Source organism: Burkholderia sp. AU4i (assembly GCF_000466765.1).
GTDB lineage: Bacteria > Pseudomonadota > Gammaproteobacteria > Burkholderiales > Burkholderiaceae > Burkholderia > Burkholderia cepacia.
Window position 1 is genome coordinate 1 of record NZ_ASSI01000182.1, and the last position, 10,550, is coordinate 10,550.

The 10,550-nt window shown below is 68.7% G+C and carries 10 protein-coding genes and 2 pseudogenes; 1 reads left to right on the forward strand and 11 read right to left on the reverse strand.

The window, feature by feature from the left end; translation table 11 throughout:
• The 4 genes and pseudogenes from flhF to L810_RS33660 form a co-directional block, all read right to left on the reverse strand.
• Nucleotides 1–419 (reverse strand): annotated as a pseudogene (gene flhF, locus L810_RS33645) (flagellar biosynthesis protein FlhF); the annotation flags it as partial.
• Entirely contained in the window at nucleotides 416–2,515 is a 2,100-nt protein-coding gene (flhA, locus tag L810_RS33650) for a flagellar biosynthesis protein FlhA (protein WP_021162676.1), read from the reverse strand. The pseudogene flhF and the gene flhA, both read right to left, overlap by 4 nt.
• Entirely contained in the window at nucleotides 2,512–3,708 is a 1,197-nt protein-coding gene (flhB, locus tag L810_RS33655; RefSeq protein ID WP_021162677.1) for a flagellar biosynthesis protein FlhB, read from the reverse strand. Before flhB ends, flhA begins: the two co-directional genes overlap by 4 nt.
• Nucleotides 3,709–4,115: 407 nt before the next feature.
• A complete protein-coding gene (locus L810_RS33660) occupies nucleotides 4,116–4,496 on the reverse strand; it encodes a DUF805 domain-containing protein (RefSeq protein ID WP_021162679.1) in 381 nt (126 codons plus the stop codon).
• Between the two features lie 374 nt (nucleotides 4,497–4,870).
• Here L810_RS33660 and L810_RS33665 point away from each other — a divergent pair, with 374 nt between their 5' ends.
• The gene (locus tag L810_RS33665; protein ID WP_021162680.1) at nucleotides 4,871–5,275 is read left to right on the forward strand and encodes a hypothetical protein; all 405 of its coding nucleotides are present in this window, start codon (nucleotides 4,871–4,873) and stop codon (nucleotides 5,273–5,275) included.
• Between the two features lie 95 nt (nucleotides 5,276–5,370).
• Here L810_RS33665 and L810_RS33670 read toward each other — a convergent pair whose 3' ends face one another.
• From L810_RS33670 to L810_RS48780, 7 genes and pseudogenes are all read right to left on the reverse strand, one after another.
• On the reverse strand, nucleotides 5,371–5,868 hold the full coding sequence (locus tag L810_RS33670) for a VOC family protein (protein WP_021162681.1): 498 nt from the start codon (nucleotides 5,866–5,868) through the stop codon (nucleotides 5,371–5,373).
• Between the two features lie 170 nt (nucleotides 5,869–6,038).
• A complete protein-coding gene (locus L810_RS33675) occupies nucleotides 6,039–7,280 on the reverse strand; it encodes a DUF3443 family protein (RefSeq protein WP_021162682.1) in 1,242 nt (413 codons plus the stop codon).
• A gap of 16 nt (nucleotides 7,281–7,296) precedes the next feature.
• Nucleotides 7,297–7,800 (reverse strand): DUF2844 domain-containing protein, encoded by a 504-nt coding sequence (locus L810_RS33680; protein WP_042977247.1) that lies wholly within the window; start codon nucleotides 7,798–7,800, stop codon nucleotides 7,297–7,299.
• Nucleotides 7,801–8,068: 268 nt separating this feature from the next.
• Complete coding sequence (cheZ, locus tag L810_RS33685) at nucleotides 8,069–8,800, reverse strand: protein phosphatase CheZ (RefSeq protein ID WP_021162684.1); 732 nt, start codon at nucleotides 8,798–8,800, stop codon at nucleotides 8,069–8,071.
• Nucleotide 8,801: 1 nt separating this feature from the next.
• Nucleotides 8,802–9,197, reverse strand: a complete 396-nt coding sequence (gene cheY / locus L810_RS33690) for a chemotaxis response regulator CheY (protein ID WP_006485893.1) — start codon at nucleotides 9,195–9,197, stop codon at nucleotides 8,802–8,804.
• Between the two features lie 67 nt (nucleotides 9,198–9,264).
• Complete coding sequence (locus tag L810_RS33695; protein WP_042977249.1) at nucleotides 9,265–10,356, reverse strand: protein-glutamate methylesterase/protein-glutamine glutaminase; 1,092 nt, start codon at nucleotides 10,354–10,356, stop codon at nucleotides 9,265–9,267.
• A pseudogene (locus tag L810_RS48780) lies at nucleotides 10,353–10,550 on the reverse strand (chemoreceptor glutamine deamidase CheD); the annotation flags it as partial. The gene L810_RS33695 and the pseudogene L810_RS48780, both read right to left, overlap by 4 nt.

Consider the following 10,550-nt stretch of genomic DNA (forward strand, 5'->3'; position numbering starts at 1 on the left):
GCCGGCATGCCGGCCAGCGGGTCCGCATCGAGCGTCGAAGCGGGCGCGGCAGTGTCGTCCGAGTTCGCGTCCGTATCGGCGCTTGCGCCGAACATCGACGAGAACACGTCCGGCAACCCGCCTTCGCCTGCCGCATACGGATTGACGGCCGGGCGGGCGAGCGCCGCGCCCGGGCGCGACACGATGCCCGGCACCGCGGCGGCGGGCACCGATTCCGGCACGCGCGGCGCGGCGATGCGTGCGCGTGCCGCGGCCGGCGGCGTCACGGCGGCCAGGTCCGAATCGGCGAGTGCAACGATTTCGACGCTGCCGTCATCGAGCGTGCGGTTCGACAGCACGACCGCGTCGGCGCCGAGCGCCTCGCGCACGAGACGAAGTGCGTCGCGGCTCGTTGCGCCGGTGAATTTGCGAATGTTCAAGCGGAACCCCCGATGACGTTAACGACTTTGATCGTGCGTGTGTCCGGCACTTCGGCGTACGACAGCACTTTCAATTGCGGCAGGCTGCGGCGCAGGAAACGCGCGAGCATCGCGCGCAGCGCGTGCTGCACGAGCAGCACGGGCGGCAGCCCGAGATTCTGTTGACGCAGCATCGCCTGCTGCGTGCCGGTCAGAAGGTTGTGCGCGAGGCCGGGTTCGAGGCCCGGGTTCGCGCCGGTGGCGAGCGCCTGCGACAGCACGCGCTCGAGATTCGCGTCGAGGCCCATCACCTGCATCTCGCCCGCGCCCGGATACCACTGCTGCGTGATCGCGCGGCCGAGCGCGAGCCGCACCGCGGCCGTGATCTCGAACGCGTCGCCGCGGCCCGCGTGTTCGGACACGGCCTCGAGGATCGTGCGCATGTCGCGGATCGGCACGCCTTCCTCGAGCAGGTTCTGCAGCACCTTCTGCAGCGTCGTCAGCGAGATCGTCTTCGGCACGAGGTCCTCGACGAGCGACGGCGCGTCCTTGCCGGTGCGCTCGACGAGCGCCTGCACTTCCTGGCGGCCGAGCAGCTCGGCCGCGTGCTGGACGACCAGATGGTTCAGGTGCGTCGCGACGACCGTGCTCGCGTCGACCACCGTGTAGCCGTACACCTGCGCCTGTTCGCGCATCGCGACGTCGATCCACACGGCCGGCAGCCCGAATGCGGGGTCCTGCGTGACGGCGCCCGGCAGCGCGGCCGTCACCTGGCCGGGGTTGATCGCGAGCCACTGGCCCGGGAACACTTCGCCGACGCCGATCTCGACGCCCTTCAGCGCGATCCGGTACGCGTTCGGCCGCAGCTCGAGGTTGTCGCGGATATGGATCACGGGCGGCAGGAAGCCGATTTCCTGCGCGAATTTCTTGCGGATGCTCTTGATGCGCTTGAGCAGTTCGCCGTCGCTGTTCTTGTCGACGAGCGGGATCAGCCGGTAGCCGACTTCGAGGCCGAGCGGGTCGATCAGCTGCACGTCGTCCCAGGTCGCCTCGTGGCTGTCGGACGGCAGCACGGCGGGCGGTGCGATGTCGGTCAGGTCGCCGGCCGCCTTGCGGGCCGCCGCGCGCTTCGTCTGCGTACGGGCCAGCCAGATCGCGCCGCCGCCGAGCGCGAGGAACGCGAAGTGCGGCATGCCCGGGATCAGCCCCATCAGCACGATGATCGCGCCGGTGATGTTCAGCACGCGCGGGTTCGTGAACAGCTGGCCGGTGATCTGCGTGCCGATGTCCTCGTCGGTCGCGACGCGCGACACGATCACGCCGGCCGCGGTCGAGATCACGAGCGACGGGATCTGCGCGACGAGGCCGTCGCCGATCGTCAGCAGCGTGTAGTTCGTGCCGGCCGCGGCGAACGTCATGTCGTGCTGGACCATCCCGACGATCAGCCCGCCGATCACGTTGATCGCCATGATGATCAGGCCGGCGATCGCGTCGCCGCGCACGAACTTCGACGCGCCGTCCATCGACCCGTAGAACTCGGCTTCCTGCGAGACGGCCAGGCGGCGCTTGCGCGCCTGCTCTTCGTTGATGAGGCCCGCGTTCAGGTCGGCGTCGATCGCCATCTGCTTGCCGGGCATCGCGTCGAGCGTGAAGCGCGCGGACACTTCGGCGATCCGCCCCGCGCCCTTCGTGATCACCATGAAGTTGATGATCATCAGGATCACGAACACGACGATGCCGACCGCGAAGTTGCCGCCGACGAGGAAGTGGCCGAACGCCTCGATCACCTGGCCGGCCGCGTCCGGCCCGGTGTGGCCCTCGAGCAGCACGACGCGCGTCGACGCGACGTTCAGCGACAGGCGCAGGAGCGTCGAGAACAGCAGCACGCTCGGGAACGCCGCGAAGTCGAGCGGCTTCATCGTGTACATGCTGACGAGCAGCACCATCACGGACAGCGCGATGTTGAACGTGAACAGCAGATCCAGCAGCATCGGCGGCAGCGGCAGGATCATCATCCCCAGGATCATGCAGATGAGGATCGGGCCCGCGAGCGCGCGCAGGTTGGTGCCCGCGAACGGATTCTGGCGCTTCGCGAACAGGCCGGTCGGGGTGCTCATGCCGCGCCTCCGTTACCGAGCGTGTCTTCGGCTTCCTCGCGTTCGTCGTCGGCGGAGACCGACGCGCCCTTGTCGAGGTCGGCCGGCACGTCCAGGTCGACCGGCACCGCCGGGAACGCGCCGCCTTCCGAACGGAAGCGCTTGAGCTGGTAGACCCACGCGAGCACTTCGGCGACGGCCGAGTACAGCGAGCCGGGAATCTCGCGTTCGAGTTCGACGTTGTGATACAGCGCACGCGCGAGCGGCGGCGCTTCGAGCAGCGGCACGTTGTGTTCGGCCGCGAGTTCGCGGATGCGCGCGGCGACGAGGTTCACGCCCTTCGCGACGACCTTCGGCGCGCGCATCTCGCCGTCCGTGTATTGCAGCGCGACGGCGAAGTGCGTCGGGTTCGTCACGACCACGTCGGCCTTCGGCACGGCCGCCATCATCCGGCGCCGCGCGATCGCGCGCTGCTGCTGGCGGATCCGCCCCTTCACGTGCGGATCGCCTTCGTTCTCGCGATGCTCGCGCTTCACTTCTTCCTTCGTCATGCGCAACTTCTTGTTGTACTGCCAGATTTGGTAAGGCACGTCGAGCGCGGCGACCACCAGCATCCCGGCGACCGTCGTGCCGCAGCACACGGCGACCAGGTGCAGCGCATCGGGCAGCGCCACGCCGAGCGGCTGCATCGCGAGACCGAGCAGCTCGTCCTTGCTGCGCCAGATCGCGACGCCGCCGATCACGCCGACGACCAGCGTCTTCGCGAGCGACATCCCGAGCTGGATCGGCCCCTGGATCGAGAAGATCCGGCCGAGGCCCGAGATCGGGTTCAGGCGGTCGAACTTCAGTTCGAACGTCTTCTGCGAGATCAGCCAGCCGCCGAGCGCCATCGGCGCGAGCAGCGCGGCGACACCGGTGAGCGCGAGCAGCGGCAGCAGCGCGGCGAAGCCTTCGAGGCTCGCGCTGCCGGCCGCCGACAGCATCCGGTTCGTGTCGAACGCGGTGGCGCGATCGAACAGGAACGCGCCGCGCAGCATTGCCTGCAGATGCCCGCCCGACGGGCCCGCGAGCAGCCAGGCACCGTAGAACCCGGCCGCGAGCAGCGCGAACGAAGCCAGTTCGCGCGAACGCGCGACCTGCCCCTCCTCGCGCGCCTTCTCGCGGCGCCTGGGAGTGGCGGCTTCGGTCTTGTCGAGATCGCTCTCGTCTGCCACGGGGCCTCCAGTCGGGTACGGCGGAATGCCGCTTTCCAGTGACACCGATTATTCATGGAGGCGTCAAACACCGATCGGTCGAGCAAAGCCGGGAAAGGGGGGTATTTCGGGGAATCGGGCGAGCCGGTGCAAACGCGGCCGGACGGGGCCGGAAGAGGGACGGAACGGGGTGCGGCGCGGCGGCGAAACGGGCCGGCCGGTGCGATGGCGGGGGTGGGGGTGGGCGCGGGGCTTCGGGCTTCGGGCTTCGGGCTTCGGGCTTCGGGCTTCGGGCCGAGCGACGACGGCGCGAAGCGGGAAAATGGTGAAGCGGTTGGTGAAGCGCTGACGCGGGTATAGCGGTCCAGGGGGTGCAGCGCGAAACCAGGCCCCGACGCGACAGCGTCGCGCGTCGGGGCAGGCGTCGGTCAGGCCGCCGCGATCGGGTCCGCGCCGAAGCGGTTCGGGCCTTCGGTGCCGCGCGAGCACATCCACACGAGCAGCAGGATGCCGCCGACGATCGGGATCAGTGCAAGCAGCAGGAACCAGCCCGAGCGGCCCGTATCGTGCAGCCGGCGCACGCTGACCGCGATGCTCGGAATGATCAGCGCGAGCGAAATCAGGCCGAGCACGACCAGCAGCAGCAGCGTGATCAGGCCCGCGTCGTGGCCCGCCGCGCCGACGACCTGCGCGACGATCGACAGCACGCAGGTGAGCAGCGCGAAATACCAGTATTCGGCACGGCGCGCGCGGCCTTCGAAGGTCGCGTATTTATTGAGTACGGAACGAACGGCTTCTGAGAAATTCATCTTATTACCCTCCTGTTTTATATTGACGACCCCGGAAACAACGCCGGCATTATATGTTTGAATTTCGGCGGACTCCAATCTATTTTCACATGGCGGGTAATGCGCTCGCCCGGCTGCAGCGCATGCCAGTACGGCGCGGGAACGGATACCGCAGCGGAATGCGGCGCCACAGGCTTGCATGCCGCGTCATTTTAATAATCTTTAACACCTGACATAAACGACAGCCCCGGATAATCCGGCACTTGATTACAACCGAATGAAACCCGGCGCGATCGATAATCGCTGCGAGTGACGCATTCGATTAACCGGCCGGTATTACGCCGGCGCGCAAGGCGCGCTACGCTTCGTCATTCCCGATTCAGCCTGACCGCACCATGCTCCGTCGTCCATTCGTTCCGTCGCTGTCGCTCGCCTGCGCGCTGGCAGCCGGCTGCGCAGGCACGCCGGCCCTGCCGCCCGGCGCGCAGGCGCCTGACGCACCGCATCCCGGCACGATCGCCCTGCACCATGCGTGGAACGGGTCGACGCAAACCCTGCGCGCGCAGGATGTCCCCGCGAGCGTCGCTTTCCGCTGCGCCGACGCGCGCGGCGAACCGTCGGAGCGCGCCCGCGCGGCCTGGTGCGTGCCGGTCGTCGAGATCGAATCGGTGTCGGTCGATGCCGCAGGGCGCCCGGTCGCGCCGGCCGACGCCGTCCGGATCGAAAGCACCGCGTACGGGCCCGGCCACCGCTTCCTCGACCATACGCAGCTGAGGCGTGCCGGCCGGCCGCCGGTCTAGCGCCCGTATACGCCGATCACGGGCTTTCCCGGCCCCCTGCCGGCCATGGGGCCGGCGAGGGGCCGTTCAAGCCGACAACGGGCCGGCGCACGCGCCTAGCCCGCCGCCGCCCGCTGCAGCGCGGCGAGATCGAGCTTCTTCATCGTCATCACCTGCGCCATCACGCGCTCGGCGCGCGCGGGATCACCCGCCATCAGTTCCGGCAGCTGCACAGGCACGACCTGCCACGACACGCCGAACCGGTCGCGCAGCCAGCCGCACTGTTGCGCGCGCTCGTCGCCGCCTTCGGACAGGCGCGCCCAATAGCGGTCGATTTCGTCCTGGTCCCGGCAGTTGACGACGAACGACACGGCCGGCGTGATCTGGAACACGGGGCCGCCGTTCAGCGCGATGAACGCCTGCCCGTCGAGCTCGAACGCGACGGTCATCACCGCGCCCTCCGCGCTGCCGGATGCGTGCGCGCCGGCCTTGCCGTAACGCGCGACGTGCACGATGCGCGCGTTGTCGAACACCGACACGTAGAAACCGGCGGCCGCCTCGGCGTCGCGGTCGAACCAAAGGAACGGGGTGATGCGTTGTATGCGCGGGCTCATGGCGCTGCCTCCTCGATGTCGTGCCGGCACGGCCGCCGGTATTACATCGTAGGCGCTCTTCCCGCACGCGGCGGCGCTCCGGCCCGGCCGGTCGTGCCGTGCGCGGCCGCCGGATAAAAAAAGGGGGCGATTTCTCGCCCCCGTTCCCTTCAGCTTGCGGCCCTGCCGCGTCAGAACGCGACGAAAGGCGCCGCGCCGCCGGTCGAGGTCTTGTCCATCCCGAAGTAGATCGTCCTGCCGTAGAAGTGCGGCATGCCGATGTCGAGCCAGCTGGACGAACCGAACGGACCCGCGATGTCGTTGAACGCGTATGTCGACGGGTTCGAGAACAGCGAATCCGCGTTCATGAACGTGATCGGCACAGTGCCGGACACGCCGTTCTGGCCGGTCAGTGTCGCCGAGTCATTGACCGTAGTCGCCGGGCAGTAAAACTGCGTGTTCCTCGTGCATGCCGTCCCGTTCGCCGACGAATCGTTGAAGAAATACGCGTTCGAGCCCGTATCGAAGAACGCGGTCACGTTGCGCCCGAGGAACGTCGCGTTGACGTCGCCCGTCGTGGTCGACGTCATCACGGTCTTCCCGGTCAGGTCGGGCAGGCCGAACGTCAGCGTCCCGGTTGCGCTGGGCTGCCCGCTGTTCGAGATGCTCGGCATCGTCACGCTCACCCCGCTGCTGTCGGCGAAACGATGAACCGGGTTGGCCACCTGCTGCGCCACCGGCACGAGCGCGACCGCGCAGCTCGCGTTGTCGCCGTTCGGGCACGCGTAGTAGTTGTTGCTCGACGACGTCGACGTCGCGCAGGTCGTGCCGCAGTCGACCGGCGCCGGCCCGATGCCGAGAATCCCGTTCGCGCCGAGCGCGCTCGCCGAGTTGGCCGACGCTCCGCCGTTCGTGCACGAGGCCGGCACGTTCGTCGTGCCGAGGTCGCCGATGATCTGCACGGGCAGCGAACGCGCCTGCTCGGCGCCGATCGACAGGTCGACCGTGCGCACCGAACCCCACGTATAGCTCGACACGAACTTGCCGCACTCGGCGACCGGCGCGCCGCCGCTCGTCACCTGCGGGAGACTGCCGAGCACGCCCGACACCGCACTGCCGACGAGCCGCAGCCCGTAGGACGCGGTATCGACGAGCACGTTGTTGACCACCTGGCAGTTCGACGTGCCCGGCGCACAGACCTTCACGCTGATGGTCGGGATGTTGATCACGTTCGCCACGCCGGCGTTGACGTTGATGACGGCCGTGTTCCCGGAATTGCCGTCCGAGCCGCCCGAACCGTTGTTGCCGGTGTTGCCCGAGTTGCTGCTGCCGCCGCCGTCGCCGCCGCCACCGCATGCGGTCACGAGGATGGCCGTCGCCGCCGCGAGGCCCAGCACGCCGAGCCAGCGCTTGAATGTACGAGGAATGCTCAAGATCGCTCTCCCGCTGTCACTGGATGTCGGTGCCGGCCACGCCGGCAGGCAGCGCCGCCGGCAGCCACGCCTGGCCCGAGAAGGCGCCCATGTGGCCGCCCGTCCGGATCACGAGGCCGCTCGTATCGACGGACACGGGCGCGCGCCAGCCGCGCGCCTTGTGCGCCGCCTGGACGCCAGCGGTGTACTGCGGGAAATAGCTGCCGAGCAGCGATGCGAGATCCGGCATCGTCGGCCCTTGCCACGCGAGGCCGAACACGGTGCCGGCGGCCGACGTGTATTCGTGAATGACGGTGCCCGACCCGAGCGTGATTTCGCGGACGGTATAGGCGGCGGCACTCGCCTGCACGCCGTCCGCCGAACGCATCGCGCGCTGCAGCGCACGCACGCTTGCGGCCTGATCGTCCGCCGGCGGCGACATCGGTGCGCCGCCCAGTTCGGCGTGCGCGTGGACGGCCCACAGCACACCCGTTGCAGCCGTCGCGTGCGCGACGGCGCGGCCCAAGCGTTTCAGCTTCACATTCCCTCCCACGGGACTGGCTTCGTGGCAGCGTGCGCGGCGATCGTGCCCGCGCCGCCTGCCGACGTATGAATCGTATGAATGACGCTTCGTTGCTGCTGACGCGTAGTATGCCTGCTGAGTGTGTCGAAGTGTCAATTCGACGCAGGCCGACCGGCGCGTGCGCAGGCGGCTAGCCCGGGTAAACGTGGTGGACGTTGTGGAAACGGCGCGACGCATGCATCGCGCCGCCCCGCGAAACGGAGGCGCGCCGATGCACGCGGCAGGGTCAGAAGCCCAGGCTGGCGAGCAGGTCGTCGACCTGCCCCTGGTCCTGGACCACGTCGGATTTGCCTTCCGGCGCGATCTGCGGGCCGTTCAGCAGCGACTCGGGGCTGCCGGTCGAGCTCATCTGCTCGGCGGCGAGCGCGGCCGCGGTGGCCGCGAACTGCTCGCGCCGCTCGGGCGCGATGTTCTCGACGAGCACCGTGAGGAGCTGCTGCTCGATCAGGTAGACCATGTCCATGATCTTCTTGATCACCTGCCCGGTCAGGTCCTGGAAATCCTGCGCGAGCATGATCTCGAGCAGTTGCGCGCTGGTCGCCGACGTCGATTCGGGCAGCGTGCGCAGGAACGTGCGCGTATCGTCCATCAGCTCGCGCACTTCCGCGTGCTCGATCGGCGCCGCATACCACTGCGCCCAGCGCGCGTCGAGTGCTTCGGCTTCGCTCTGGAGGCGCGCCTGCATCGGCTTGGCCACCTCGATCGCATTCAGCACGCGTTCGGCGGCCTGCTCGGTCATCGTCGCGACGTAGCGCAGCCGGTCGCGCGCATCGGGCACGGCTTCGGCCGCCCGCTCGACATGCTTGTCGAGCCCGAGCTCGCGCATCGAATCGCGCAGCGTGCGCGTGACATGGCCGATGCGCGCGAGGATGCGGTCGCTCGCGTAATCGGCACCTTCGGCCTGGCCGTCGGCGCTGAACCCGGCGCCCGTCAGCGCGGCATGGATCGGCTCGTTCACGTCAGCTCCCGGCCTTCGCCATCTTGTCGATGATCTTGTTCAGCTTCTCGTCGAGCGTCGCGGCCGTAAACGGTTTCACGACGTAGCCGCTCGCGCCGGCCTGCGCCGCCGCGATGATGTTCTCCTTCTTCGACTCGGCCGTGACCATCAGCACCGGCAGGTGCGTGAGCGTCGCGTCCGCGCGGATTTCCTTCAGCATCGCGAGGCCGTCGAGGTTCGGCATGTTCCAGTCCGAGATCACGAAGTCGTAGCCGCCGCCGCGCAGCCGCGCGAGGCCGGCGAGGCCGTCCTCGGCCTCGTCGACGTTCGAGTAGCCCAGTTCCTTGAGCAGGTTGCGGACGATCCGGCGCATCGTCGGGAAATCGTCCACCACCAGGATTTTCATGCTCTTGTCCATCGTCGTTCCTTTCCAGATTCGTTTCCGTCGGGACGCGTATCGTGGCACGCGCCCCGTGACATTCCATTCAAACGCGCTGCACGCGGTCGCCCATCGTCGCCAGGCGCGCCATCACGCGGCGGCTCATGTCGGCGAGCGGCGCGACCTCGTCCGCGCCGCCGAGCGCGATCGCCTCGCGCGGCATCCCGAACACGATGCAGCTTGCTTCGTCCTGCGCGAACGTGTGGGCGCCCGCGCGTTTCATTTCCAGCAGGCCGGCCGCGCCGTCGCGGCCCATCCCGGTCAGGATCACCCCGATCGCGTTCTTGCCCGCGTGCGTCGCCGCCGAGCGGAACAGCACGTCGACCGACGGGCGGTGCCGGTTGACCGGCGGCTCGTCCGACAGTTGCGCAATATAGTTCGCCCCGCTCCTCGCAAGCAACAGGTGCGCGTGGCCCGGCGCGATATACGCGTGGCCCGGCAGCACGCGCTCGCCGTGCTCGGCTTCCTTCACCGCGATCCGGCACAGGCCGTTCAGCCGCTGTGCGAACGATTTCGTGAAGCCCGGCGGCATGTGCTGCGCGATCAGCACGGCCGGCGCGTCCGGCGGCAGCGGCGTCAGCACTTCGCGGATCGCCTCGGTGCCGCCCGTCGATGCGCCGATGATGATCAGCTTCTCGGTACTGACGAGCGGGTTGTTGATCATCGGCGCGGCCGCATGGCTGTCCGCCGCGCGCGCGACGGCCTGCGGCTGCGGCGCCTGGCGCACGCGCGCACGCGACGCCGCGCGGATCTTGTCGGCGAGCTTTTCCGCATAGTCGAGCATCCCGTCGCGAATCCCGACGCGCGGCTTCGTGACGAAATCGACCGCACCGAGCTCGAGCGCGCGCAGCGTGATTTCCGAGCCGCGCTCGGTCAGCGACGACACCATCACGACCGGCATCGGCCGCAGGCGCATCAGCTTCTCGAGGAAGTCGAGCCCGTCCATGCGCGGCATTTCGACGTCGAGCGTGAGCACGTCGGGGTTGTGCTGCTTGATGAGCTCGCGCGCGACGAGCGGATCGGGCGCGGTCGCGACCACCGTCATGTCGGGCTGGCTGTTGATGATCTCGGTCATCAGGCTGCGGATCAGCGCCGAATCGTCGACGCACAATACTTTGATCTTCTGCACTGCGGTCATGCCTCCTGCTTTCTTGATAGGTTCGCCGCATACGGGCTGCCGGCTTGCGGGTTCGCTGCCCGTAAGCCACTGGAGCCGCCGGCGCCGCCCGGCGCCGCGCCGCGCGCGCCGAACAGCTCGATACGCGGGCGCGCCGGCTGCGGCGCGGCCGGCCGTTTCGCCGCAAACAGCTCGACGTGAGGGCGCGGCCGCGC

Bases quoted from the DNA above. Each gene is read 5' to 3' on its own strand.
- L810_RS33660 (WP_021162679.1), bottom strand. From the start codon at position 4,496: ATGAATTTCTCAGAAGCCGTTCGTTCCGTACTCAATAAATACGCGACC.
- flhA (WP_021162676.1), bottom strand. From the start codon at position 2,515: ATGAGCACCCCGACCGGCCTGTTCGCGAAGCGCCAGAATCCGTTCGCG.
- L810_RS33665 (WP_021162680.1), top strand. From the start codon at position 4,871: ATGCTCCGTCGTCCATTCGTTCCGTCGCTGTCGCTCGCCTGCGCGCTG.
- L810_RS33695 (WP_042977249.1), bottom strand. From the start codon at position 10,356: ATGACCGCAGTGCAGAAGATCAAAGTATTGTGCGTCGACGATTCGGCG.
- cheY (WP_006485893.1), bottom strand. From the start codon at position 9,197: ATGGACAAGAGCATGAAAATCCTGGTGGTGGACGATTTCCCGACGATG.
- L810_RS33670 (WP_021162681.1), bottom strand. From the start codon at position 5,868: ATGAGCCCGCGCATACAACGCATCACCCCGTTCCTTTGGTTCGACCGC.